This window comes from Pseudaminobacter salicylatoxidans (assembly GCF_003148475.1).
GTDB classification, from domain to species: domain Bacteria; phylum Pseudomonadota; class Alphaproteobacteria; order Rhizobiales; family Rhizobiaceae; genus Pseudaminobacter; species Pseudaminobacter salicylatoxidans.
The window spans coordinates 225,909-252,147 of the sequence record NZ_QGGG01000001.1 but is presented as its reverse complement, the minus strand read 5'-3'; the positions used below and the strand labels follow the sequence as shown (position 1 = coordinate 252,147).

Below are 26,239 nucleotides of genomic sequence, written 5' to 3'. Positions count from 1 at the left end.
CCCACAAGGGGAGGGGAACCTTGCAATACGACCGCCCACCGCCAGCCTTCACCGCTCTGGTGGCGATGGCGACGAAATCACCCCCTCGCCCTTGTGGGGAGGGGTTAGGGGTGGGGGTATTGCAACGGCCCCCTTGGGAATCCGTTGAGCGCAGTTGAGATGGGGTGAGGACGAAACTGCCTGCCCGCCAATCAGGCCGCAGCGCGCCCGGCCGCAAGGAATGCCAGCTTGGCGGGAAGCGCCAGCAGCCGCGAACGCTCGACACGCTCAGGCGTGTAATGATGCTCGACATCGAGGCAGTTCACCGTGCCGAGCAGTTCGCCGCCCACCACCACGGGAATGTTGATGACCGAGCCGCAGCCCAGCGCCCAGATCGTCTCATGGTCGCCGAAAACGGTCGAGATATCGGCGATGGTGTTGGCCACGAACGACCGGTGCGCGCCATGGACCACGTCGAACCAGCGGTCGCGATGGATCGGCTTGGTGCCGGAGGTCGGATAGGCGACCGGATCGGACGTATAGGCGCGTCGGGCCAGCTCGTTCTTCATGTCCACGGTCATGATGGTGAAGAGTTTTGCGCCGATCGCCTTGCGCGCCAGCGTCTGCAGCGCCAGCCATGGCGTATCCGCGCCTCCGTCCCTGGCGATTGCCGCGTCGAATTCGGCAATCGCAGCCGCGATTTCGTCCTGGGTCATGAAAAAAAATCCTTCGTTTTGGGAGTGTCAGTCGGCGTGATCGGCGCTGAGCTCGATCAGTTCGCGCGAATAAGGGTCTTGCAACTCGCCCTTCTTGAGCGCGGCGACATCGGCGATTTCCACGATCCGGCCGTGCCGCATCACGGCAACCCGGTCGCAGAGGAAGGAGACCACCGGCAGATTGTGCGTCACCATCAGGAAGGTGAGGTTCTGCTCGCGCCGCAACCGCTTCAGAAGATTGAGGATTTCGGCCTGAACGGAGACATCGAGGGCCGAGGTCGGCTCGTCCAGAAGCAATATCTTCGGTTGCAGCACGAGTGCGCGGGCAATCGCCACGCGCTGGCGCTGGCCGCCCGAAAGCTGGTGCGGGAAGCGGAAACGGAACTTCCGGTCCAGTCCCACCGAGGTCATGGCCGTCTCGACGCGCGCATTGCGGTCGCCAACACCGTGGATGGCGAGCGGCTCGGTGAGCGTGGCGTCCACCGTCTTGCGCGGATGCAGCGAGCCGTAGGGGTCCTGGAACACCATCTGGCAAGCCCGCGCGAAATGGCCGTCTATGCCGTGGCTGCGCGGCTTGCCGAAAGCCGAGATCGAACCGGCCCATTGCGGCGCCAGGCCCGCGATCGCCTTAAGCACGGTCGACTTGCCCGAGCCGCTCTCGCCGACAAGGGCAAAGCTCTCGCCTTCGGCAATGTCGATGTTCACCCCATGGGTGATGCGCGTATCGCCATAGGAGATGCTGAGGTCTTTGAGGGAAAGCGCTGTCATTTGGCCGCCCATGCGCTGCGATCGAGCACGGGCAGCTCGTCGCGGTTTTCATCGAGGCGCGGAATGGAGGCGATCAGCCCGCGCGTATAGGGATGGGTGGCATTGTGCAACTCGCCGGCACGGCATTCCTCGACGATCTCGCCTGTGTTCATCACCAGAATGCGGTCGCAATAGCTGGAGACGAGGTTGAGGTCGTGGCTGATGAAGATCAGCCCCATGCCCTTGCGCCTGATCTGCTCGTCTATGATGTCGAGCACCTGCCCCTGCACGGACACATCGAGCGCGGAGGTCGGCTCGTCGGCAATCAGAAGGTCGGGTTCGGGGATGAGCATCATGGCGATCATGACACGCTGGCCCATGCCGCCCGACACTTCGTGTGGATAGAGCTTCGCCACGCGCTCGGGATCGGCGATGCGTACCGATTCCAGCATGGCCAGCACCCGCTGCGACACCTCGCGGCGCGGCAGGCGCTTGTGGGTCAGCAGCGCCTCTGCGATCTGCTCGCCTATGGTCATCACCGGATTGAGCGAGAATTTCGGGTCCTGCATGACCATCGAAATGCGGGCGCCGCGTATGGCGCGCATCCGGCGCTCGGAAAGTTCGCGCAGATCGATGCCGTCGAAGCTCAGCCTGTCTGCACTTACCCGGCCCGGCGCGCGGATGAGCTTCAGGATCGAGCGGCCGGTCATGGATTTGCCCGAGCCGCTTTCACCGACGATGCCCAGTCGCTCCCGGCCGAGCGCGAACGAGATGCCGCGCACCACGTCCAGATCGCCGCGCGGCGTCGGGAAGGTGACGCGCAGGTTTTCGATTTCGAGAAGCGGCTTGCTCACTGCTGACCCCCGCTCTTGGGATCGAGCACGTCGCGCAGGCCGTCGCCGAGGAAGCAGAAGCCGAGGCTTACGATCACGATGGCAAAGCCCGGCATGGTCGCCACCCACCACTGGTCGAGGATGAAGGTGCGGCCGCGCGCGATCATCGCGCCCCATTCGGGCAATGGCGGCTGCGCGCCGAGGCCGAGGAAGCCGAGCCCGGCCGCAGTCAGGATGATGCCGGCCATGTCGAGCGTCACGCGGATGATCATGGACGAGGTGCACAGCGGCAGCACATGGCCGAGGATGACCCGCGCTGCCGAAGCCCCTTGCAGTCTGATCGCCGCGATGAATTCCGAATTCTTGAAGGTCAGCGTCTCGGCCCGCGCGATGCGCGCATAGGCCGGCCATGTGGTGATGGCGATGGCGATGACGGCGTTCTCAATGCCCGGCCCGAGGGCGGCCACCAGCGCCAGCGCAAGAATGAGCTTGGGCAGCGACAGGAAGATGTCGGTGACGCCCATGATGATGCGGTCGGTCCAGCCGCCGAAATAGCCGGCGACGGCGCCGAGGACCAGGCCGGCCGGGGCCGCCAGCACGGCGACCATGACGACGATGACCAGCGTGATGCGCGCGCCATGGACGACGCGGGACCAGATGTCGCGGCCAAGCTCGTCGGTGCCCATCCAGTTCATCGCACCCGGCGGCAGCAGGCGCTGCGCCAGATCCTGCTTCAGCGGATCGTGCGTGGCGATGAGCGGGGCAAAGATCGCGGTCAGCACCAGCGTCAGAATGATGACTGCGCCGGCAACCGCCAGCGGGTTGCGCATCAGCGCGGCACAGATGCGCCATGCCCGGCCGAGGCGGGCCTGCAGGCGCGAGGACGGGCTGTCGTCGATCAGCCAGGCACGAACGGTCATGCTCATGGGGCCCTCCTATCGCGCACGCGGATCGAGGACGCGGTAGAGCACGTCCGAAAGCTTGTTGATGCCGATGAACACCGCGCCCACCACCAGCGTCGCGCCGAGCACGGCGTTCATGTCGGCATTGAACAACGCGGTGGTGAGGTAATTGCCGATGCCGGGCCAGGAGAAGATCGTTTCGATCATCACCGAGCCTTCCAGCAGGCCGGCATAGGAAAGCCCGATCACCGTAATCAGCGGCACGCGGATGGGCCGGAAGGCATGACGCCAGATCACCAGCCGCTCCGGCACCCCTTTCACCCGCGCCGTCGTCACATATTCCTGCGCGAGCTGGTCGAGCATGAAGGAGCGCGTCATGCGCGCGATATAGGCAAGGCTGAAGAAGCCGAGCACCGAGGACGGCAACGCCAGATGCCACAGCGCGTTGAAGAAGATGTCGGTTTCGCCCGCAATCAAGCTGTCGATCAGGATGAGGCCGCTCACCGGATCGACCAGCCCGTCATAGAAAATGTCGAGACGGCCGGGACCGCCCACCCATTTCAGCCGCGCATAAAACAGCGCCAGCCCGACGAGGCCGAGCCAGAAGGCCGGCACGGCATAGCCGAGCAGCCCGACCACGCGGATCGCCTGATCCATCAGGCTGCCCTGACGGCTGGCGGCATAGACGCCCATGGGCACTCCCACCACCACGCCGATGATGATGCCGATGGTCGCCATCTCCAGCGTTGCCGGAAACACGCGCTTCAAATCCTCGAACACCGGCTTGCCGGTCGAGACCGACATGCCGAAATCGCCGGAAAGCACCGAACCGATATAATGGAAGAACTGCACCAGCAGCGGCTGGTCGAGCCCCATTTCGATGCGCGCGGCCTCATAGACCGCCCGTGGCGCACGGTCGCCCACGACGGCCAGAACCGGATCGATGGGCACGACGCGACCAATGAAGAAGGTGATTGCGAGCAGGCCGAGGAAGGTGAGCGCAACGGTCAGCACGAAGCCGCCCAGACCGAGAAGAAAGCGCCCCGCCCGGTTTGGAGCCTGCGATTTCGTCTCTGCCGTCACGATGGCGCCCGCAGTGGTGTCGGGTTCGAATGCCACGTCTTTCAGTTCCCCTCCCCCATCCATCACGCGTCGAAAAGCGGATGGCTGGCTCCTGCGCTTACGTGCCCGGCTCTGTGAAACGGACACTCCTCACCTGGCCGTGCGGCCTCGAAAATTTCGCTTGGACTATAGCGGCAATTTTGCTTAGATCAAAAAAATTTTGATGGGGAGGGAAACAGTGTCATCCGCTGCCGGTAAATTCGCAGCCTCGGCACAGCCGAAGGTCGGCGCGCTCATTCGCGCGCGGCGCCGGCAATTGCAGATGACGCTGCAGGAACTGTGCGACGCCGCCGGCATTTCTGTCGGCTATCTCAGCCAGGTCGAGCGCGACCTTGCCACGCCCTCGCTCGGCACGCTGGCGCAGATCGCGCGCAGCCTGGATGTGGGTGTCGATTTTTTCATCGCGACGCCAAGCCTCGAAGACGGCCTGACGCGGGCCGGCGAGCGCAACCGCTTCTCGGTCGATGGGTCGTCCATCATCTATGAGCGCATCGCCGCCGACTTCACAGGCAATGTGCTGTCCTCGTTCATCCTTTATGTGCCGCCCGGCTACCGCTCGGAAACGGTGAGCCATGAGGGGGAGGAAATCCTTTATGTGCTCGACGGCTCGATCACCCAGCGGCTCGATGACCGCGAGATGGTACTGAAGCCCGGAGACAGCCTGCATTTTCGCGGCAACACCCCGCATTCCTGGTCGAACGACACTGACCGGGAAGCGCGGCTGCTGTGGACCGGGACGCTGCCGATGTTCCGCTCGAGGACGGAAAAGCCCGCTCTTCGCAGCTCGAAGGACGGCACAAAGATCATGAGAACGAGGAACAGGAAGGAGAGGACATGATAAAGCTTTTCAAGGCCGCGCTTCTGGCGGCCGCATTGTCGATGCCGCTGGCATCGGCGCCCGCGAGCGCCGCAACCCCGGCCAACGCGCTGGTGGTGGCCCAGAACATCGACGATATCGTCAGCATCGACCCCGCCGAGGCCTATGAGTTCTCGTCGGGCGAATATGTGACGCAGACCTATGACCGGCTCGTACAATACGACGCGCCGGACGTGAAGACGCTGGCGCCCGGCCTTGCCACCGAATGGGTGGCCGACGACGCGGCCAGGACCATCACCTTCACGCTGCGCGACGGGGTGAAGTTCACCTCTGGCAACCCGTTGCGCGCCGAAGACGTGGTCTATTCCTTCAAGCGGGTCGTGGCGCTCAACAAGGCGCCGGCCTTCATCCTCACCCAGCTCGGCTGGACGCCGGAAAACATCGACGAGATGGTCAAGACCGACGGCAACAAGGTTGTCGTGAAATATGATGGCGATTTCTCGTCCGCCTTCGTGCTCAACGTGCTGGCTGCGCGCCCGGCTTCCATCATCGATGCCGTCACCGTGCAGGCCAACGAGGCCAATGGCGACATGGGCAATGCCTGGCTGAAGGCGAATTCCGCCGGCACCGGTCCTTTCGTTCTGAAGACCTTCCGCCCGGCCGAGATCATCAATCTCGTGGCCAACCCCGATTATTTCGGCGGCGCGCCGGCCATGAAGACAGTCATCATCCGCCACGTAGCGGAAGCGGCGACCCAGCAGCTTCTGCTCGACACCGGCGACGTGGACATCGCCAAGAACCTGACGCCCGACCAGATCAAGAGCCTTGCCGGCAAGGACACGGTAAAGGTCGAGACCTATCCGCAGGCGGCGGTACATTTCCTGAGCTTCAACCAGAAGGACGAGGCGCTGCAGCCGGAGGCGATCTGGGACGCCGCGCGCTATCTGGTCGACTACAAGGGCATGACCGACAGCTTCCTGAAAGGCCAGATGCAGACCCATCAGGCGTTCTGGCCGTCGGGCTTCCCCGGCTCGCTGGACGACACGCCCTATAGCTATGATCCCGCCAAGGCCAAGCAGATCCTGGCCGACGCCGGCATCAAGACGCCGATCAAGGTGACGCTGGACGTCATCAACTCCACGCCCTTCACCGACATGGCGCAGTCATTGCAGGCGAGCTTCGCCGAGGCCGGCATCAATTTCGAGATCATCCCCGGCACCGGCTCGCAGGTCATCACCAAGTACCGCGCCCGCACGCATGAGGCGATGCTGCTCTATTGGGGACCGGACTTCATGGACCCGGATTCCAACGCCAAGGCCTTCGCCTTCAACGAAGACAATTCGGACGACAATTACCAGTCGACCACCACATGGCGTAACGGCTGGGCGGTGCCTGCCGAGATGAATGCGGCCACCAAGGCGGCCCGTGCCGAAGCTGATCCGGCCAAGCGCAACGAGATGTATGTTGACCTGCAAAAGAAGGTGCAGGAGAAGTCGCCCATCGTGGTGATGTTCCAGGCGGCCACGCAGGTGGCGCTCGCCACGAATGTCGAGGGCTACGTCAACGGCGCAACCTCGGATTTCGTCTTCTACCGGCTGGTCACCAAGAAATAATATAGACAGGGGCCGCCCAGAGCGGCCCCACCCATTTTCGAGAAAGGCTGGAAGCATGTTTGAAGAGCGGATGAAGCGCCTGCGCGAGCGCATGGCCGCAACCGGGACCGACCTCGTGGTCGTCGGCCCCTCCTCGCATCTGGTGTGGCTGGCCGGCATGTCGCCGCATGGCGACGAGCGTCCGGTGTTGCTGATCGTCAGCAAGGACCATGCGGGCTTCCTGATGCCGGCGCTGAATGCCGACAGCCAGCGGCCTTTCACCAGGCTGCCCTTCTACACATGGGCCGACGCCGATGGTCCGGATGCCGCGCTTGCCTCGCTGCTGGCCGACAGCGGCACAAGCAAGCCGGGCCTCGCAATCGCGCTGGACGAAACCATGCGCGCCGACTTCGCGCTGCTGGTCATCGACGCCCTGCCGGGCGCTAGGCGCGGCTTCCTGACCGACACGGTGGGCTATCTGCGCGCCCGCAAGGATGAAGCGGAATACGCGCTGCTCAAGATGAACGCCGTGCTGAATGACGGCGCGATGCGTGCCGGCTTCGCCGCGCTGAAACCCGGCGTCACCGAGCTGGAGGTCGCCCAGGCCATTCGCGACCACTATATCGCCAATGGCGCGAAGCCCGAATTCACCAGCGTCTGCTTCGGCGAGAACGGCGCCTTCCCGCATCACCACACCGGCGAGCGCAAGCTGAAGGCAAACGAGGCGGTGCTGATCGACATTGGCGGCCGCAAGGACGGCTATCCGAGCGACATGACGCGTGTCGGCATTTTCGGCGAGACGCCGGAGGGGTTCGACGAGGTTCACGCAGTGCTCGAACGCGCCGTGCAAGCGGCAATCGAGGCGGCCAAGCCGGGCGTGCCCGCCAAGGCGGTGGACAAGGCCGCGCGCGACGTGATCACGCAAGCCGGGTACGGAGACTATTTCCTGCATCGCACCGGCCACGGCCTCGGCATCGATATCCATGAGCCGCCCTACATCACCGGCTCGTCGGAAACGGTCCTCGAGGAAGGCAATGTCTTTTCCATCGAGCCGGGCATCTACCTGCCGGGCCGCTTCGGTGTGCGCCTGGAGGAAATCGTGATCCTGCGCGGCAACCGCGCCGAGGTGCTTTCCGAACTTCCGCGCGAAGCCTTCCGCGCCGGATAAAGACTAAAGCGGGCGGGCTTCTCCACCCGTTCCCTTGCCGGTCAATCGGCAAGGAAGCCGGTATCGAAGGGCAAGCTCTGTTCGCTTCCACTGCGATCGGCAAGGACAACAACGTCCTCGCCGAGCCGAATGTCAGCGATCTCGCTCCAGCCGGGAGGCACCGGAACGGCGCCGAATGCATAGCGCACGGCGGTGGTTCGAGCCGGCTCCAGATGCAGGGCGAAAGGCACGCCATTCGCCTTGCCGGGGCGCATCTCCTCCGGGGCGAGATGCAACGCGGTCGCGGCCTCCTCGATGCCGAGCACGGCAATATGCCGGCTGTTCCAGGGCGCGTAGCGGCGGCCGCCATTGCTCATCCACAAAACCGTTTGCGGCAGCGCGCGCGCATCCTTCAGGGCGAAGAATATGAAGCCCTGGGCGGGTGCAACCGCCGCCGACCAGCCGATCCGTGCCTCCGGCCGTTCGGTCAGCACAACGAGATCTTCGTGGCCGGTGTCGAATGGATAGGAGCGCAGATCGGCATGGCCGCCATCGGCCGTCCGCACCTTCGACAGGTCGGCGAAACGCTGCGGGTAGGCAAGCGTCGAACGCCCGCGCGCGGGGCCGCTTTCCAGCGCTTCGGGTGAGGTGCGCCCGTCCTGTTTCGGCGAAAAACTCAGTCGCACCCCGCCCGGCACATGCAGCATGGCATGGTGCGCGACCGGCAGGCTGCCCTGCCCGCCCTCGAAGACATGCGTCTGGTAGACCACGGGATGGCCGTGGCGCAGCGCGATCTTCTTGGTCAGCTTAGCGCCCGAAACGCTTTCGCGAAGTTCGTAGACGACCGATATCCCGCCAGCATCCTCCATGGTTTCGGCACGTTGCCATGTACCATTTGCCGGCCAGCCATGGATCGGCACGCCGGGCGCGGATTGCGCGAAGGGCGCGCAGAAAAAATCACCCGCCAGACGCCGCTCTACGGGCGCGATACTGTCGGGCAACGCCTCGCCGCTCGCCACCCAGGGGGCGCGATGAAGCGGCCGCAGCGTTTTTCCACCGACCTCGATCGCCAGATCATGGAGGATGCCTCGGTCGAACCCGATTGAAATGCCGGCACTCGAAATGATGTCCATTTCTGCGTCTCGTCCAAGGGGTGAATGATGCCGTCTTTCGTCATGCAGGCCGGGCTATTTGCTGCGACCCTCATTTTGAGGGGTCGATACATTGTCGAGCGCACCGACCAGGCGGTCGATCTTCTGAAACCTCTCCAGACTTTCGTCGCCCATCGCGGCGGCCACGCTCCAGGCCAGATAGTTGATGAGGGTCACTGCTGCGGCAAAGGAGTTGAATGGCGAAGGCGACTGGCATCGGCAGCGCAGAACATATTCTGATGCCTTGGCGCTGGCTGCGGCACTGAGGTCCGTGATCAGGACGGTCGTTGCGCCGGCTGCCCGCGCTTCCGACAAAATGGCGGGCAGCAAGCGGGGACGGCGCCGGAACGCGATCACCAGCAGGACATCGCCTTTGACCATCGAGGCAACCTCGTGGGAATAGCTCCCGCTTCCGCTCGGCAGGACCTGCACGTCATTCTTTATCAGCGTCAGATAATGGGCGGCATGGTGCGCCAGCCCGTAGCCGCTGCGCAGCCCCATGATCCAGACGCGACGCGCCGAAACAATTGCCTGCGTGATGGCCTGAAGCGTCTTTTCCGAAATGCTCTCGGCCGTGGTGCGAATGTTGTCGAGGTCGATCTGCACCACCGTGTCGAGCGAGACCACACCGAAAGGCGCCTCGTTCGAATTGATCAGACCGGCGCTGGGCGAGCCCCAGGTCTGATCGGCGCGGATCTGCCTCTTGGCATCCGGATAGGTTGCATAGCCGAGCAGGCGAATGAGACGCGCGGCAGTCGCCTTCGAGACCTCCGCCTTATAGGCAAGCTCTCCGGCCGTATAGCTCGGAAGGTCCCGCTGATATTGGAGCATCACGTCCGCAAGCCGTTTTTCGGCCGGAGAAAGGCTTGAATATACCGCATAGATACGCGCTTCGAGCGAACGCGGCCTCTTTTCGGGCGTGGCATTGGAAACAGCGCGCAATTCCGCATTCCTCGGGATTGACTGGACGGACCTTCTCACATGCCGGGAAGCCTACAGGCAACATAGCGCGCCAGCCAGCATCAATACGGTTTGGAATATTTTTTTCAGATTTTTTCCTGCTGAATCTGGTTGTGAATGCGTCTTTTGCGCGGCTTCCAATGCCGGAGCTGGCGCATTTTCCACGCGCGCGGCACTATGTTTTTCATCCGATGACTTTAAAATATTACCTTAATATAATGATATTGTTGGATTAAAAGAACAAATATCGATATTGGGTCTGAAAATCTCACCCACCCTGCTCTTTTAAAATCGCACATTTGCCTAAAAAATAGGCACGTCGCGGCCGATTCAATTTATGGATGTATTGCAAAATAAATTTCAAAAGTTACGCTCATCGTATCAACGCATGGATGGGTTCACCAATGACAATTGAACGACGCCACACTCCCGAAGCCCTCCTCGACGGCTTTGAGCCGACCTTCGCGTTCGAACACGTCGATCCGCTGCCGGAATCCGAATTTGCGGACAGATTGCGCCGCATCCGCCGCGAAGCGACGGTCGCAGGCCACGACGTCATCCTTGTTCATGCCGACGGCATCGGCTGGTATCACGTTTCCAATTCCTATCTTCGCTACATCTGCGACTGGGCGCGTGAAGGCGTGCTCGTCATTCCAACGGACGACGACAAGCCACTGACGCTGTTCTCCTTCTTCAGCAGCTCGGTTCTGCTCCCACCGGCCGGTGAACCCGTTCTGGTGGAAGATATCTGGCAGGTCGGCACATGGGGCCGGGAGAGCTACAACCGCCCCGGAAAAGGAAGCGACAAGGTCGTCGAAGCGGTCAGCCAGTTCCTTGCCAGGCAGGGTTTTGCCGCCGCGCAGATCGGCCTCATCGGCGACGCCAGCTCCGCTCCCTACTGGACCGGGTTGAAGGCAGAGCTCAACAAATGTTCGTTTGTGCCGGCGAGCGCAATCGTCGACCGCATGCAGAAGCGCCGTTCCAAGCGCGAGCAGGCGCTGGTGCGCGCCGCCGCGCAACTGGCCGACATCGGCATCCAGGCAGCGCACCATGTGATCAAGCCGGGCGTGACCGATTATGAAATCTACGCCGCCTTCACATATGCCCAGATGTCGCGCGGCGGCGAAACGGGTGACGGCTATCAAATCGGCATCAATCGCTACGGCACGCATTGCGGCAAACCCTATGGGCACGTGGTTCGCGACGGGGATCTGATCAACCTCTATATCTCGAACACCACCTATCGGGGCTACAATGCCCAGATCGCCCGCATGATCGCGGTCGGCACGATGACCGACAAGCAGGAAGAGGTGCTTGAAATGTGCACCGAAGGGGTGCGGCGGGCAGCAGCCCTGGTGAAGCCCGGCACCCTCATATCGGACGTGGCCAATGCCTCCTTTGGACCGTATATCGAGAAGGGGTATCTGTCCTCGGCCGATAGCAGGACAATGCCCTACAACTGGCAAGCCAACGAAGACGGCAGCCCGCGGCTGATACCTTACAAGCATGTGGTGGACGAAGATTGGGAACGTCAGGGCCGCAAGCTGATGCATGTCTACCCGGCGACCCTGGGGCCGCACAATCCGAATGTCGGCCACTCCGTTTCGATGCCGAGGTTCGGCAACTACAATATCGCTTCAAACAATCACGATACACTCGAAGAGGGGATGATCTTCGTCCTGCATTCGCAATGGTTGCAGCCGGAGGTCGCCGGATGCAACGTCGGCGACTGCTATCTGGTTACGGATACCGGCGCTGAAAACCTCAGTTGCCACACACCGCTCGAGGTCCATCGGGTTCCCGGTTGACCCAGCCGCCCGCCGGCAAAAAAACCACACATTGTCTATGTCAATCTCAGGGAGGAGATCACGATGATGTTCACGCGCGCAAGACGCAGCTTCTTGACCGGCGCCGCAGCCCTTATTGCGACTGCCGCAACCGCTATGACCCTCAATGCAAGTCATGCACAGGAGCCCGTTACCCTCGTCATAGCCAATTCACAGTGGGTTGACGCCTTGCGTGGCAAGAACCTCTGGAACGCCGTCCAGCAATACCAGAAGGTTGCGCCGAACGTGACGCTCGTGCAGGAGGCCATCCCCTCCGCCGAATTCGCCGACAAGATCACCACCGAGATGGCGGCGGGTCAGGGCCCCGACATTGCGATGATGCAGGACGGGCTTTTCTACACGGCCGCCGATGCGGGTTTTCTGGTGGACATCAGCAAGGCTGTCGAGGGCGTTGAAAATCTGAACGCCACGAACGACCATGGCGTCGTCAATGGGAAACGGCTGGGCATCGCCTGGCAACGCGCCGTCTATGCGCTGATCTACAACAAGCCGCTTGTCGACAAGGCCGGTGCGAAAGTCCCGACCAATGTGGACGAACTGATCGCATCCTCCCAGGCGGTCCATCAGGCTACCGGTGCGATAGGCTTCATCTCCCGCCACCAGGTCTCGGACCTCACCGGCTTTTTCATGGATTTCCAGAACTGGGCCTATGGCTACGGTGTCAACTGGGTCGATAGCGACGGCAAATTGACGATCGACACACCCGAAGCGGTGGCGGCGGTAACCGCTTTCAAGAAGATGTACGACGCCAGGATCATCCCTGTCGGCGACGACTTCCCAACCCAGCGCACCCGTTTCAAGGAAGCGCAGGTCAGCTTCGGCATCGACAACAGCGGCGGCACGCTCAACATCGCATCGGGGGCCGCGCTTGCACCGGGCGATCTTGCGGCAGCCCCCCTGCCCTTCCAGCACCCCGGCGCGCACCAGCAGATTTTCCTTGGCGTAAGCACTCACAGCAAGCATCAGGAGGCCGCCATCGATTTCCTGGCCTGGCTGGTGGGGCCGGAGGGGCAGGCCGCTTTGCGCGAGGCATCGGGTCCTGACGCGCTGGCAACCGATGTCCCCGTTACGGAAGCATTCCAGGCGGCAAACCCCTGGGCCGAAACATTTGCCGAACTTGCGAAGGATTCGCGCAGCACCCTCATTCCCGGTTATGAGGTCCAGACCACACAGATCATGCGGGTCGTCATGGAAGCTGTCGAACGCGTGCTCGTGGCGGATGACGATCCCCAGGCTGCCTTGACCCGGGCCCAGCGAAAAATAGACGCCAAGAGATTCTGAGCCGCACGCAAGGATGAGGGGAGAGCGCGCCTTGACACCCGGTTCATCGAAATGGCTCAGCGGCAAGGGGAAGGCGATAGCGCCCTATGTCTTTATCCTCCCTCCCCTTGCCTATCTGGCGGTGTTCATGTTCTGGCCGCTGGCCCGACAAATGTGGTTGAGCCTGACTGACACCAGGCTCACCAATCCCAATGGCGGCAGCTTCGTAGGGCTGGAGAACTACCAGTGGCTGTTCGATGATCCCGAATTCTACACCACGCTGAACGTCACGGTGCTCTATGCCGCCGTGACGGTGGTTCTGGGTGTAGCGCTGGGGACGATCTCGGCGCTGGCAATCAACCGCCCGTTTCCCGGCAGGCCGCTGGCGCGCGCCATCATGCTGTTTGGCTGGGCGGTGCCCAATGTGGCGGCCTCGCTCATCTGGCTCTGGATGTACAATGAGCGTTCCGGGGTCTTCAACGACATGCTCGCAAGCCTGGGACTTGATCGGGTTTCATGGCTCACCAGCACCCACATGGCATTTTCCTCCATCGTCGCCGTCACCGTCTGGCAGGTGGCGCCATTCGTGATGCTGGTCGTTCTGGCTGCCTTGCAGTCGGTGCCCGACGAGGTGCGTGAAGCCGCGCGGGTCGATGGCGCCGACGCCCTCAGCGTATTTCGCGCCGTCACGCTGCCGCACATCCTTCCGTCTCTTCAGCTTGTCTCGCTGCTTGTCGCGGTCTGGTCCATCCGGCGCTTCGACATCATCTACCTGCTGACGGGTGGCGGGCCTATCGGCAGCACCAGCACGCTCGTCGTCAAGATCCGCCAGACCGCGTTCGAGAGCCACGAACTCGGCGTGGCGAGCGCCTATGGCGCCATCGGCCTCATACTCGCGCTACTCGTTGCCTTCGTGCATTTCGTGACCGACCGGCGTCGCCAGAAATGGATGGCTCAGTGATGACCTCGACTATTGCTCTCAGCATATTCCGCTATGTCCTGATCGTGGCCCTGGTGGCATTCGCAGGCTTTCCGATCTACTGGATGGCCAGCACCGCCCTGTCCGCCAACTCCGAACTCTATTCCACGGGGCAGGTTCCCTGGCCCCAGCTTCAGAAGCTGCCGGAACTCATCTCGGCAATGGCAGGCGTGCCGATCGGTCGCTGGCTCTTCAATACCTTCCTGATCGCCTGCGGCACGACGGTGCTCAGCCTTTTGCTGGGCTCCCTTGCCGGCTATGCGCTCAGCAGGTTCCGTTTCCGGGGCCGCGGGCTGGTCGGCTTCCTGCTGTTCATGACGCAGGTGGTTCCCGAGGCGCTCATTCTCGTTCCCCTCTACGCCATGTTCATCACGCTGGGATTGCTCAACAATCTCATGGGCTTGGTGCTTGCCAATGTCGGGTTCTCGCTGCCTGTCGCGGCCTTCATTCTGAAGAGCGCCATGGATTCCATTCCCTACGAGATCGAGGAATCTGCAATCATCGACAATTGCCCGCGCTTCGGCATCCTCTCCATGATCGTGCTGCCGCTGATCATGCCGAGCGTGGCGGCGGCCGCGGTCATCGCGTTTTTCGCGGGATGGAACGAGTTCCTGTTTGCATCGACCTTCCTGATGGACAGGTCGCTGTGGCCGACCAGCGTGGGGCTCGCCTCCTTCATCGGCCAGTATGAAACGCCGCTGTCGGCGGTCATGGGCGCGGCGCTGCTGTTCAGCGTGCCGGCCATTGTCTTCTTCCTGCTCATCCAACGCCAGATTGTCGCCGGGCTTACCGCCGGTGCAGTGAAGGGCTAAGCCAATGCCTGAGTTGACCTTCAAGAACCTGTCCAAATCCTTCGGCAGCCACGTCGTCATCGACGCCTTCAACGCAACCATCGAGGACGGCGAATTCCTGGTGCTGCTTGGGCCGTCCGGCTGCGGCAAGTCCACATTGCTGCGCATGATTGCGGGCTTGAGCGAGATCACCTCGGGAGAACTGCTGTTCGACGGCGACCGCGCCAATGACTGGCACCCGCGCCAGCGTGGCGTGGCGTTCGTGTTCCAATCCTACGCGCTTTATCCGCATATGACGGTGCGTGCGAACATCGCCTTTCCGCTGGTGATGGACGCTTTCAAGAAGTGGTATCACCTGCCGATCGTCAATGCCGTTGCACGGCGGCGCCTGATGAAAAGCCCTGACATCGCTGCCCGCACCGAAAACATCGCGCGGCAGCTGGAGCTGGATTCACTGCTCGACCGCCGCCCTGCCAGCCTTTCGGGCGGACAACGGCAGCGCGTTGCCCTGGCAAGGGCGCTGGTGCGCAATCCGTCGCTCTATCTGCTCGATGAACCGCTCTCGAATCTGGATGCCAAGCTGCGCACCCAGATGCGATCGGAAATCTCGGCACTGCATCACAAGGTGGGGAAAACCTTCGTCTATGTCACCCACGACCAGGTCGAGGCGATGACGATGGCCACCCGCATCATCGTCATGAACAAGGGCGAGGTGCAGCAAATCGATACGCCCGAGGGCATCTACAACAATCCCGCGAACACGTTCGTTGCCCGCTTCGTCGGCGCACCTCCCATGAACCTTGTCCCCGTCACCAGAAAGGGGCGGCGGCTCGCCACCTCCAATGCCCAGGCATGGAACCATGACGGGGAACTCCCGGACGGTGAACGGCTCATCTTCGGGGTACGACCGGAGAAGTTGCAGTTCCTTGCCTGGGGACAGGGAAGAATGCCGGCACAGGTCGCCGTTGTCGAACGCCTGGGGGCGGAAACCGTCATCGGCTGCCGGCTGGTGTCGGATGAGCACGGCGGCACCACCAATCTGGTGGAGAATGACCTCGTCTTCGTGCGCATATCGGGCAACCCCCGGACAAAGATCAACGAGCAATGCTCCCTGGATTATCACGCCGAGGACGTTGTGTGGTTCGACGCCCATACGCAAACGCGCATTCCCGTGAGGGCTGCGGCCCCGGCTCTGGTTTGACCGATCTCCTTTTTCGAAAGCAACGCCATGCAGAAATTTCATGTCTCGGCCACGGGCCATAGCGTCAACTACCTGCCCGAATATGTTGCCAACTGGCAGGGCTTCTTTGCCGATCAGGGCCTGACCGTGTCCGTCACGGTGCCCAAACCCTGGGACCTCGTGCTCGATGAACTGGGCTCGGGGCAGGCCGATGCGGTATTGGGCGGTATCTGGGTCCCCTCGATGCATCTGGGCCGTAGCGTCCGCTACACGCCGTTCGCGCAGGTGGCCGCCCGCGCGCCGCTTGCGATCGTCGGGCGCGAAACTGCCGATGACTTCGAGTGGGCGAAGCTTCCGGGCAAGGTAATTTCGATGAAGGGCAGCAACGGCGCCAGCGTCGGGCTGTTCATCAAGCTGCTGCTGAGGGAAAACGGCATCGATCCGGCCAGCGTCGGCTTCGTGCAGGATCTCGACGGGCTGATGCTGTCGCGGTTGTTCGTCGGGGGCATGGGTGATTACCTGGTGATCGACTACCCGTCCGCGCTGGCGCTGGAAGCTTCGGGCGGTGGCCATGTCGTCGCGCCGCTCCCCATCACGGGTGGGAACGTCCCATGGAGCGTCTATTACTCCGAGGGAGAAAGCGATGCAGGACGGCTCGACGTCCAGAAGCGGTTCGTGCTGGCGCTGGAGCACGGCATGAACTGGATCCTCGAACGCGAAGCCGAACACTATCGCGACTTCCTCGCAGCCACCTTTCCCCATGCCGATCCCGATCTGCTTGTCGGCGTGGTCGACACCTATCGCGCGAATGGCATGTGGACGACGCCGCGCATCGATGAAACAGCCTATGATCGCTGGCAGCGAGGCATAGCCGACGGGCATCTGATCGAGGCCCCTATCGGTTATCGTGACATCATCGATCCGCGCCCCACGAGCACTCTGGCCCCCGCATAGACAACCGACGGACTATCTATTTGGTCGAGCATGATCTTTTCTGAAAGATCATGCTCGAAAGACCTCTTCAAGCGTCGGACCGAAAATGGAACTCAGATTCGGCCCGACGCTCCAATGTGCGTCCGGGAGGATGCACGGCAATCCGGGGCGTGCATCAGCGATGGCCGCAAGCTGTGGGTCGCAAGCCCGTGTGAGGCGCGGCCCGGCGGCCGCGCCTCACAGCGTAGCGGTGGATCAGTCGGCAAACCACCAGCGTTCGGCGGCCCGCGCTGCGTCGAGTTGCGCGACGCCCGACAATTCGCCGTGCTGGACCTTGCTGGATGTGGCATCCACGAAATTGCCGAACGCCCAGATCAGCGCGCCGCCCTCGTCGTGCAGGATGCGCTGGATTTCGCCGTACATCTCCTTCCGCCTGGCGTCGTCGAACTCCCCACGCGCTTCCACGAGAAGCTTTTCGATGCGCGGATCGTTGATGCGCGTTTCGTTGTACTGGCTCTTGATCGCGTCGGCGGAATAGGCCTGCGTAAGCATCACGTCGGCGTTGAGATTGCCGCTCCAGCGGCTGGCGTTGAAGACATGCTGCTCCCACACCGCGCCCCAGTAGCCATCCTCCGGCAGTTTCGTCACCTCGATGTCGATGCCGGCCTTCGCGGCGTGTTCCTTGTAGAGAACCGCAGCGTCGGTGGCCCCCGCGTAAGGCGTTTCGGATACGGCCAACGGGACCTTCAGCTGCGTCAGTCCGGCCTTGCCGAGATAGAACTTGACCTTGTCGGGATCGTAAGCCGTCTGCGGCAGGTCTGCGAACATCTCATAGGCCGGCGACAGCGGGTTGTCGTTTCCGACCGCGCCATAACCGTGAAGCACGCGCTTGACGAGGTCTTCCCTGTCGATGGCGTGTTTCAGCGCCAGCCGCACATTGTTGTCCGTGAACGGGGCGACATCCGTGGGCATGGCGAAGACGTAATGCGCCTTGCTCGCAACATTGTTGATCCTGATGCCGGCATTCCGCTTGAGCAAGGCGATGGTCTGCGGCGGCACCGCGTTGTAGGCGTCGATCTGGCCTGTGATCAGACTGTTTGCGCGCGCGGCCGGATCGCGCATGCAGATCATCTCGACGGAATCGAAATGCGCCCGACCCTGCTTCCAGTAGTTAGGATTGCGCCGCACAAGGGACCGGATGCCCGGCCGGAATTCCTCCAGTATGTAGCCGCCGGTGCCCACGCCCTTGTCGAAGTCGGTTTCGCCCTCCGGCACGATGTAGAAGGCGCCATAGGCAGTGATCGCCGGAAAGCCGACATTACCCTGCTTGAGGGTGAAGATCACGACATCGTCGCCGTCGGCCCTGACGTCTTCGACCGAAGCGATCAGCGACTTGCCAACGGAAGCCGATCCTTCGGCCGTATGGAGTTGATAGGAATAGACCACGTCCCGGGCGGTCAGCGTCTTGCCATTGTGGAATTCGACGCCTTTGCGAATCCGGAAGGCCCAGCTTTTGGCGTCCTTCGACGGCTCCCAGCTTTCCGCCAGTTCGGGAACCGGCTTTCCGCCCGGCCCCGGCTCGGCCAGATTGTTACGCAACTGCCATTCCAGGTTCGACTGGAATACGGTGTTGGTGGTCGTGGGGTCGATCGTGTCGGACGTTCCAAAATCGGCAATGCCGATGCGGAAATGTCCGCCGCGTTGCGGCGCGGCTGCACGTGCGATGCCGGGCAGCGCGCCAGCGGCGCCAAACGCGGCGGTCGCGGCCATGAAGGCACGTCGCGAAATCCTGAATTCCTGCATTTTTTCCTCCCGATTGGCCGTCAGGCGACGGCGATGCATTTCCAAGATTCCGTGCGCACAGGAATTGGACTGCCGACGCCGGCGTCCAATTCTCCGTTCGGCGGTCAGGCCGTATTGGTTTCGAAGCGCGTGGAAGTGGTCTCCGGCTTCGCGTTGACGATCTCGTCATAGGCCAGCGGGCGCTCGACCAGATCTGCCCGCGCCAGCATTTCCTGCCAGACGTCAAAGGCATCGGGGTCGACTTCGACAGTCCTGTTCCACATGCCCGAGGCGCGAAAATGCTCGAGCCAGCCGATGACTTCGTCGCTTGCGTGGTCCGGCCACAACCGGCCCACGGTGTCCGTCAGGTCGCTGAGTGGATTGGCATGGATCCAGTCGAGCCCGCGCTGCAAAGCCACCAGGAAGCGCGCATATAGCTCCGGCGTCTCGTCAAGCGCTTCGGCGGGTGCATAATAGACGCTCCAGGGGACCGGGCCGCCGCTTTGCGCCAGGTCGAGCGCGATATGCGCGCTCCCTTCGGTCACCAGACGGCGCGACGTGGGAAGGTCGACCAGCATGTAGTCGCCAAGGCCGCCGAGGAAGAGGTCGAGCAGCATGTCGTAGTCGAGGTCGCGGACGAAACGAATGCGAGCCCTGTTCAGCCCGGCCCGATGCGCCAGACCCGAAAGCAGCACGTAGGAGCCGGAGCCGCCCGTGCCCGTGACCAGCACCAGCCGGCCGTCGAGCTGATGCCAGTCGAACCCGGCCACTGGCTGCCGCGACATGAGAACCAGCGGACAACGCGCCGACATCTGGCAGAAGGCACGATAGTTGCGCACTTTTTCGTAAAACATCGTGGGAACCCAGATGCCGCCGAGCGCGGCCGCCGCACGTCCGCAATCGATATCCTTCAGCACCTGCATCCAGGGGTCAGGCACTTCGCTGGTCACGGTCAACCCGGCATCCGCGAAAAACCCGAGATCCTGCGCGACATATTGCGGAAGATAGTTGAGGGAATGTCCGGTTGCGGAAACATGGAAGCGCTGCATTGGCTATTTCCTCTCGTCCGGGTTCCCGTTTCGCGCCCCGCCGTTTCCCTTTTTTGGAGAACGCGGCGCCTTCGCCGAGCCGATGTCGTCCGTGACCATGAGCATGTGTTCCATTGCCTGCAGGCGCTCGATGCCTTTCTGGCCGACCGCCTCCAGCAAGGCCCATGAGAGATAGTTGATCACGGTTACTCCGGCGGTGAGCGAGGTGAACACGGCTGGTGAATTGCACCAGCAGCGCAGCACCACATCGACGTCGCGCGTATTCCTGGCGGCGCTGGTGTCGGCCACCATGATGATCTGCAACCCTATCTTCCTGGCCTCGGCAAGCAGGGCCGCAAGGCTTGTGGGGCGGCGGCGGAACGCAAATACCAGCAATGCATCGCCCGGTCGGAACGCGGCGAAATCGTCGCTCAGGCCCGAGCCCGAAGGGATCACCTGCACATCCGACAAAGCAAAGCTCAGATAGTGCTTCGCAAGGTGCGCGAGCCCGAAGCCGTGGCGCACGCCCCATACCCAGACGCGCCGGGAAGAGTGGAGAATCCCGACAGCGCGCGCGAGGTCCGCAGCGTTGAGGTTCTCGTCGGTCATCTTCAGATTCGCCGCGTCGGAATGGGTCATTTGCGTCATCGAGGCAGCGGCTGTATTCGGGTCCGGCGTTTCTTCAAGCCGCTCCAGCGGCGAGCCCCAATGCTGGGCGGTCCGCACCTGGCGCCGCGCGTCGTTGACCGATTTGTAACCCAGCTTGCGCACCAGGCGTGCGGCGGTGGCGTTCGAGACATTCGCCATGGCCGAGAGTTCCAGCGCCGTATAGCTCGCCATGTTCTGCTGATGCTCCAGCAGCACGTCGGCCAGTTGCCGTTCGCTCGGCGACAACGTTTCATAAATGTCAAAAATGCGCTGTTCGATTGATTTGGTCATGACACTGCCTTGTCGGAGACGGCTTGTTTCCTCGACGCGAGCAGCCGGTCGAGCCAGTCGGGGTCCATTTCAGGAACCGAAGACAAAAGCAATTTCGTGTAGGGCGGATAGGGTGGCGCCAACACCTCATCCTTCGGCCCTTCCTGCACCACCCGGCCTCGATGCATGACGACGATCCGATCGGCGATGGCGCGCACGGTTGCAATGTCGTGCGTGATGAAGAGATAAGAAATCTGCTGCTCCTGCTGAAGGCGGGTCAGGAGCTTGAGGATACCCTCCTGCACGAGTTGATCGAGCGCGGACGTGGCCTCGTCGCAGATCATGAGAGCCGGTTCGGCAGCCAGCGCGCGTCCGATGCAGACCCTTTGTTTCTGCCCACCCGACATCTCGCTCGGCAAACGATCCAGATGTTCGGCTCCCAGCTCCACCTGTTCCAGGATTTCCACGATGCGGCGTTCGCGTTGCGCGCCGGTCAGCCCGAAGAAGAACTCCAGCGGCCGGCCGATCACCTCCCGGACCTTGTGCAATGGATTGAGCGAGGCATCCGCGCTCTGGTGGATGATCTGGAGATGCTGCAATTGCAGCTTCGTGCGGCTCTTCGCCGAAGCGGCCAGCGTTTCGCCGGAAAAGCGGATCTCGCCGCCATTCGCCCGGAGAAGACCGGTTACCACGCGCGCCAGCGTGGATTTGCCCGAGCCGGACTCGCCCACCACCGCAACGGTGCGGCCCCGTTGGAGCGTAAGCGACACGTTGTCGAGCGCTTTCAGGGAGCCATAGCTGGCGCTTACGCCATTCACCTCAAGCAGCACATCAGAAGCCGGAAGGGAGTCCTTGGCGAAGGTCCGGATCGCCCACAGCGAGCGCGTATACGGCTCCTGGGGCTCAGCCAGCATCTTTCGGGTCTCCCCCTCCTCCACCAGCCGGCCATGGCGCAGCACCATGATGCGATGGGCAAGTTGCGCGACAACCGCCAGATCGTGGCTGATATAGATCGCCGCCGTACCGAACCGGGCCACCAGTTCGCGCACCGCGCTCAGCACCTCAACCTGCGTCGTGACATCGAGCGCCGTGGTCGGCTCGTCGAAGATCACGAGGTCCGGGCGCGGCAGCATCGCCATTGCCGCCATCACCCGCTGCAACTGGCCACCCGACAGTTCATGTGGATAGCGGTCGCCGATCCGGTCCGGATCGGGCAGATGCAACAGCCTGAACAGCGCGCGCGCATCCGCCCTGGCTTCGGCGCGGCTCTTCGTCCCGCGATCGACAACGGATTCGATGACCTGCTCCATCAGGGTCCGAGCCGGATTGAAGGAAATGGCAGCGCTTTGCGCGACATAGGCGATCCGGTCGCCACGCAGCGCCCGGCGTGCCGCCGGCGCCATGCGCAGCAGGTCCTGTCCCTTGAAACGGACCTCCCCGCCCGCGAACGCGCAGCCGGTTCTGGCAAAGCCCAGCGAGGCCAGCCCGATGGTCGTCTTGCCGGACCCGGATTCGCCGACCAGCCCCAGTATCTCGCCGCGCCGCAGCGTCAGGCTCACGTCGCTGACGATGGGGTGCCATTGGTTGCCGCTGCGGGCACGCACGTTGAGGCCGGCAATATCGAGAACGGCCTCGCCGCACGACGGGTCCATCTTCTCATGCCTCATTGCCGACACTCCTGGAATTGGTCAGCCAGTCGATGACCAGGTTGACCCCGATGGTGAGACCGGCAATCGCCGCTGCCGGAATCAGCGGCGTGAAGACGCCGAAGGAGATCGCCGAGGCGTTTTCCCGGACCATCGAGCCCCAATCGGCCATGGGCGGCTGGATGCCGAGGCCGATGAAGCTGAGCGAGGCAATGAACAGAAGCACGAAGCAGAAGCGCAGGCCGAATTCCGCCGCCAGCGGAACCATCGCGTTCGGCAGCAATTCGCGGCGCATGATCCACAACGCGCTCTCGCCGCGCAATTTGGCGACATCCACGAAGTCCTGCGCCTCCAGATCCATGGCGAGCGCGCGCGTGATCCGGAAGACGCTCGCCATATTCAGCAGCGCAATCACGACGATCAGAACCGGGATCGACGAGCCCAGAACGGCAAGGATCATCAGGGCGAAGATCAACGAGGGAAACGCCATCAAAACGTCGATCGACCGACTGGCGATCTGGTCGACCACGCCCTGCTTCGTCGCCGCAAGCAGGCCGATTCCCACGCCGGCCGCGAAGGCCAGCAGCGTGGTGACGAGGGCGATGCCGATCGAATTGCGCGCGCCATATAGCAGGCGCGTCAGGAGATCGCGGCCGAGGTGGTCGGTGCCCAGCAGGAAGAAAACGTCGCCATCAGGCCCCGGCTGGCTCCAGAAAAGCGGCGTCCACTGGTCGCCAGCCACCTCCGTCTGGCCATAGGGCGCAAGGAAGGGGCCGAACAGCGCCGCCGCCACATATGCCAGTATGATTGCCATCCCTATTCTGGCGGAAAGCGGCACCCGGTCGAATTGCATAGGCCGGCTCATGTCAGACACCTCCGCGTGGGCGCCGCAGGCGCGGATTGGCCAGGATCGACAACACGTCGGCAAGCAGGTTCAAAAGGATGTATGCCGTCGCGAACAGAACCCCGCAGGCCTGCACGACAGGGATGTCACGCTTCGATACGGAATCGACGAGAAGCTGGCCAAGCCCCGGATAGACGAAGATCACCTCGACCACGACGACGCCCACGACCAGATAGGCGAGGTTCATCAGCACGACGTTGATGATCGGCGACAGCGCGTTGGGAAGGGCGTGGCGCACCACCAGGCGATAGGGCGAGACGCCCTTCAGCTTCGCCATCTCGATATAGGGGCTCGACAGCACGTTGCCGATCGCCGCCCGCGTCATGCGCAGTATGTAGGCAATGACGCCGAGGGCGAGCGTGGCGGCGGGCAGCGAGATCAGGATGAAACGATCGAGAATGCCCTGGCTGGGCTGGACCATGGACACAGCCGGGAGCCAGCCGAGTTCCACCGCGAAGATGGCGACGAGAATATAGGCCGTCAGGAATTCCGGAACCGAAATCGCCAGCAAAGCCGCCAGCGACGTGGCGTGGTCGAATGGCCGGCTTCGGTAGATAGCGGAGGCAAGGCCGAGGATCAGGCCCAGCGGCACCGCGATGCAGGCCGAAACCGCCGCCAGAAAGAAGGTGTTGCCGATACGCTCCGAGAGCAGATCGAGGACCGGACGACGATTGGCCAGCGAATCCCCGAAATCTCCCTGGAACAGCCCCCCGGCCCATTGCAGGTAGCGGACATGGGCGGGAAGATCGAGACCGAGCCTGGTGCGCAGCGCGGCGACGGCTTCGGGTGGCGCCGTCCTTCCCAGAATCGCCTGGGCGACGTCTCCCGGCAGCAATTGCACCGAGAAGAAAACGATCAGCGAGATGATGAAGAGCGTGACCAGACCGAGGCCGAGCCGTTTGGCAATCAGCAGGGCGATCATCCCGACCTCCGCTTGCGCCGTTGCGAGCCGCCGCGCCTCATGCCGGAACCCTGAAAGGCATTGCCGACGTCTTCGAGGTCAGCTTTTCGAACCCGTCGGCGGTGATGACATAGCAGTCGCCGATATTGCATCCGGCCGACAACGGCTCGAGCCATTGCGGGTGAAGAACGAATACCATTCCCTCTTCCAACCTGTCGTAATTGTTGGAGGAAATGTTGTAGTTGGGCATGCTGTACATGCCGACTGAATGCCCGAGATTGGGGTTATGCGGGCCGAACGTCGCCGGATAGACATGGGTGAGCTTGCGGCCCTGCGCCTCCCAGTCCCGGTCTGGCACATATTGTTCGGGGATACGCCTTGCCGTCCCGTCCGGCATCGCCTCCCAGTTGAACGGCATCGTCCTCGCCTCCGGCGATTCCAGGAACCCGCGCTCGACAAAGGGCTCGAACGCGGCATTGTTGACGTCGCGCACGAGCACGCCCGGCTTCAGCAGCCTTTCGGCGCGCTGCAAGCCCTCGACGCATACCGACAGGACCTCTTCCTGACGATCGGTCAGGCTGCCGACCGCGATCATCCGGGCGGCTTGCGAGAAGTAGCCGCGATAGGTGACATTCGAGATATACAGGTTGATGAGGTCGCCCGAACGGATGACACGGCCATAAGGCTTGCCGCAATGCGTGCCGAAGCGATTGACGCCGATCTGGTAGCCGTCGCCCGTCTCGCCGCCCAGAGCCAGTTGCGCATAGGAGAAGGCGGCGTAGATCTCATGATCGGTAACGCCCGGCCGCGTCACGTGGAAAGCGGCTTCGAAACCGAGGTCTATAAGCCGGGAAGCACCCCGGATCATCGCGATCTCGCGCGGCGAGCGGATGCGCTGCATCCGGTCGATGATGCCGTTCTCATGGAGGAAGCGGCATTGCGGCAGCGCTTTTTCGATCTCGGCCCAATAGGGCATCGAAGTCAGGTCGCCAATCCGCCCGACCTGCGCCTTTTGAAGCTCCAGCCTTGCCAGCGTCGTGGCACAGGCCTCGGCGAGCTTGACCGGCCCCGAGCCGGGGCGGTCGAGATATTCACGCCCCCACGGCGCGATCTGCCAGATCTCATCGACCAGCATCGGCTCGCCCGGCGGCGGCAGCATGACGGAGCTGCTGAAGACCGTGAGCAGGACAATCGGCTTATCCTCGTCCGTGGGAACGATGAGGAGCCCTTCGCGCATCCAGTCGCAGACATAGCGCAGATAGCAGTTGGAGGCGTGGAACCAGCCGATGGAGTCCGCATGGATGAGAAGTGCATCGTGCCCGGCGACCACGGCCTCGCGGCGAATGCGCCGCAGCCGCTCCTCATATTCGGCGGGTGGCAGCGGATCAACGGGCTCGAACGTGAAGCTGGGCTCGAACCCTGCAAGCAAAGCTTCGCCCCGCCATTTTCCAACGGCCAAATCCATCCGCATCCTCCCATTCCCGTCGAGTGCGTGCAGCCTCGACCTTATGTAAATCAATTAACACGATTCATGTTCGTGTCAATTGATTTACATAACCGAACGAAATCGAGCTACGTCCCCGCACTGTCTTCGACAGCGAGTAGGTCGGTGCTGCGTATGCTCATTGATGATCAAAGTTGTGAGGTGGTGGCGGCATCAAGGTTGCCTGATGCGCCGGCGCTTCACCCGGATATCGGGGAGAGGCCTTCGACCTGAAGCCAGGTCCCGACACAGCTGCATTGATGCGGACTGGCCGTCGATCTGGATTTTTCCATCGCCCGCTGCGGTCGCGCTGCGAATTGCCTGAACCAGCGCGCCGGGAAGGCCTCTTCGTCGCCCACACCGATATCCGCTATCATTCTGCAGGCTTCGCAGATGGCGGACGCAAGGCTCCCGTCATGAAGGCGACGGTGGAAGACAATCCGGTCGCAGCACTAGGACCCAGAGCTGCGATCCGACGGCAGACAGCACACGTGTTTCCGCCAGTGGTCTGAACGACCGGACGGCTGATCCGACCGAAGCGTCAAGACGCCGGGCAGGAGAAAAAACCTGCCCGGGCCGAAGTCGTCTCACCGACATATCAACTGCAGGCACCAGTCGTCT

Annotated in this window: 23 protein-coding genes; 9 read left to right on the top strand and 14 right to left on the bottom strand. The window is 62.6% G+C overall.

Features of this window, described 5'->3' with window-relative positions; genetic code table 11:
• Positions 1-191 precede the first annotated feature (191 nt).
• From C7441_RS01115 to C7441_RS01095, 5 genes are read right to left on the bottom strand one after another with little or no spacing between them, the layout of a single operon-like run.
• Positions 192-695 (bottom strand): GAF domain-containing protein, encoded by a 504-nt coding sequence (locus C7441_RS01115; protein WP_109611343.1) that lies wholly within the window; start codon positions 693-695, stop codon positions 192-194.
• A gap of 27 nt (positions 696-722) precedes the next feature.
• A complete protein-coding gene (locus C7441_RS01110) occupies positions 723-1,463 on the bottom strand; it encodes an ABC transporter ATP-binding protein (RefSeq protein WP_109611593.1) in 741 nt (246 codons plus the stop codon).
• Positions 1,460-2,296 carry an ABC transporter ATP-binding protein gene (locus tag C7441_RS01105; RefSeq protein WP_109611342.1) on the bottom strand — a complete coding sequence of 279 codons (837 nt, stop codon included), beginning with the start codon at positions 2,294-2,296 and terminating at the stop codon, positions 1,460-1,462. The genes C7441_RS01110 and C7441_RS01105 overlap by 4 nt, the downstream gene beginning before the upstream one ends.
• Positions 2,293-3,201: an ABC transporter permease gene (locus tag C7441_RS01100; RefSeq protein ID WP_244916021.1), complete on the bottom strand. Its 909-nt coding sequence runs from the start codon at positions 3,199-3,201 to the stop codon at positions 2,293-2,295. Before C7441_RS01100 ends, C7441_RS01105 begins: the two co-directional genes overlap by 4 nt.
• Positions 3,202-3,210: 9 nt before the next feature.
• Positions 3,211-4,263: an ABC transporter permease gene (locus C7441_RS01095; RefSeq protein WP_026060661.1), complete on the bottom strand. Its 1,053-nt coding sequence runs from the start codon at positions 4,261-4,263 to the stop codon at positions 3,211-3,213.
• 214 nt (positions 4,264-4,477) lie between these two features.
• Between C7441_RS01095 and C7441_RS01090 the strand changes: the two genes are divergently transcribed.
• From C7441_RS01090 to C7441_RS01080, 3 genes are read left to right on the top strand one after another with little or no spacing between them, the layout of a single operon-like run.
• Complete coding sequence (locus C7441_RS01090) at positions 4,478-5,137, top strand: helix-turn-helix domain-containing protein (RefSeq protein WP_244916020.1); 660 nt, start codon at positions 4,478-4,480, stop codon at positions 5,135-5,137.
• On the top strand, positions 5,134-6,729 hold the full coding sequence (locus C7441_RS01085; RefSeq protein ID WP_109611340.1) for an ABC transporter substrate-binding protein: 1,596 nt from the start codon (positions 5,134-5,136) through the stop codon (positions 6,727-6,729). Before C7441_RS01090 ends, C7441_RS01085 begins: the two co-directional genes overlap by 4 nt.
• A 55-nt stretch (positions 6,730-6,784) precedes the next feature.
• A complete protein-coding gene (locus tag C7441_RS01080; protein ID WP_109611339.1) occupies positions 6,785-7,876 on the top strand; it encodes a M24 family metallopeptidase in 1,092 nt (363 codons plus the stop codon).
• Positions 7,877-7,917: 41 nt separating this feature from the next.
• Here the strand turns inward: C7441_RS01080 and C7441_RS01075 are convergent, their stop codons facing one another.
• Both C7441_RS01075 and C7441_RS01070 read right to left on the bottom strand, forming a co-directional pair.
• Positions 7,918-8,988, bottom strand: coding sequence for a hypothetical protein (locus C7441_RS01075; protein ID WP_109611338.1), 1,071 nt, complete (start codon positions 8,986-8,988; stop codon positions 7,918-7,920).
• Positions 8,989-9,042: 54 nt separating this feature from the next.
• Complete coding sequence (locus C7441_RS01070) at positions 9,043-9,948, bottom strand: MurR/RpiR family transcriptional regulator (protein WP_109611337.1); 906 nt, start codon at positions 9,946-9,948, stop codon at positions 9,043-9,045.
• A 422-nt stretch (positions 9,949-10,370) separates the two neighbouring features.
• Here C7441_RS01070 and C7441_RS01065 point away from each other — a divergent pair, with 422 nt between their 5' ends.
• From C7441_RS01065 to C7441_RS01040, 6 genes are all read left to right on the top strand, one after another.
• Positions 10,371-11,774 (top strand): M24 family metallopeptidase, encoded by a 1,404-nt coding sequence (locus C7441_RS01065; protein ID WP_109611336.1) that lies wholly within the window; start codon positions 10,371-10,373, stop codon positions 11,772-11,774.
• Between the two features lie 63 nt (positions 11,775-11,837).
• Entirely contained in the window at positions 11,838-13,094 is a 1,257-nt protein-coding gene (locus C7441_RS01060; RefSeq protein WP_109611335.1) for an ABC transporter substrate-binding protein, read from the top strand.
• Between the two features lie 31 nt (positions 13,095-13,125).
• Positions 13,126-14,034 carry a carbohydrate ABC transporter permease gene (locus C7441_RS01055; RefSeq protein WP_109611334.1) on the top strand — a complete coding sequence of 303 codons (909 nt, stop codon included), beginning with the start codon at positions 13,126-13,128 and terminating at the stop codon, positions 14,032-14,034.
• Positions 14,034-14,864 (top strand): carbohydrate ABC transporter permease, encoded by an 831-nt coding sequence (locus C7441_RS01050; protein ID WP_109611333.1) that lies wholly within the window; start codon positions 14,034-14,036, stop codon positions 14,862-14,864. The genes C7441_RS01055 and C7441_RS01050 overlap by 1 nt, the downstream gene beginning before the upstream one ends.
• Positions 14,865-14,868: 4 nt before the next feature.
• A complete protein-coding gene (locus C7441_RS01045; RefSeq protein ID WP_109611332.1) occupies positions 14,869-16,044 on the top strand; it encodes an ABC transporter ATP-binding protein in 1,176 nt (391 codons plus the stop codon).
• Between the two features lie 27 nt (positions 16,045-16,071).
• Positions 16,072-16,977 carry an ABC transporter substrate-binding protein gene (locus C7441_RS01040; protein WP_109611331.1) on the top strand — a complete coding sequence of 302 codons (906 nt, stop codon included), beginning with the start codon at positions 16,072-16,074 and terminating at the stop codon, positions 16,975-16,977.
• 234 nt (positions 16,978-17,211) lie between these two features.
• Here C7441_RS01040 and C7441_RS01035 read toward each other — a convergent pair whose 3' ends face one another.
• The 7 genes from C7441_RS01035 to C7441_RS01005 all read right to left on the bottom strand — a co-directional run bounded on the left by C7441_RS01035 (position 17,212) and on the right by C7441_RS01005 (position 25,606).
• A complete protein-coding gene (locus tag C7441_RS01035) occupies positions 17,212-18,759 on the bottom strand; it encodes an ABC transporter substrate-binding protein (RefSeq protein ID WP_170124969.1) in 1,548 nt (515 codons plus the stop codon).
• Positions 18,760-18,863: 104 nt separating this feature from the next.
• Positions 18,864-19,787 carry an ABC transporter substrate-binding protein gene (locus C7441_RS01030; RefSeq protein ID WP_109611329.1) on the bottom strand — a complete coding sequence of 308 codons (924 nt, stop codon included), beginning with the start codon at positions 19,785-19,787 and terminating at the stop codon, positions 18,864-18,866.
• 3 nt (positions 19,788-19,790) lie between these two features.
• Positions 19,791-20,705, bottom strand: a complete 915-nt coding sequence (locus C7441_RS01025; protein WP_109611328.1) for a MurR/RpiR family transcriptional regulator — start codon at positions 20,703-20,705, stop codon at positions 19,791-19,793.
• Positions 20,702-22,351: an ABC transporter ATP-binding protein gene (locus C7441_RS01020; RefSeq protein ID WP_109611327.1), complete on the bottom strand. Its 1,650-nt coding sequence runs from the start codon at positions 22,349-22,351 to the stop codon at positions 20,702-20,704. The genes C7441_RS01025 and C7441_RS01020 overlap by 4 nt, the downstream gene beginning before the upstream one ends.
• Positions 22,341-23,195 carry an ABC transporter permease gene (locus C7441_RS01015; protein ID WP_109611326.1) on the bottom strand — a complete coding sequence of 285 codons (855 nt, stop codon included), beginning with the start codon at positions 23,193-23,195 and terminating at the stop codon, positions 22,341-22,343. The genes C7441_RS01020 and C7441_RS01015 overlap by 11 nt, the downstream gene beginning before the upstream one ends.
• Before the next feature lies 1 nt (position 23,196).
• Entirely contained in the window at positions 23,197-24,156 is a 960-nt protein-coding gene (locus C7441_RS01010) for an ABC transporter permease (protein WP_109611325.1), read from the bottom strand.
• A 37-nt stretch (positions 24,157-24,193) separates the two neighbouring features.
• Positions 24,194-25,606, bottom strand: a complete 1,413-nt coding sequence (locus C7441_RS01005) for a M24 family metallopeptidase (protein WP_425326549.1) — start codon at positions 25,604-25,606, stop codon at positions 24,194-24,196.
• Positions 25,607-26,239 lie beyond the last annotated feature (633 nt).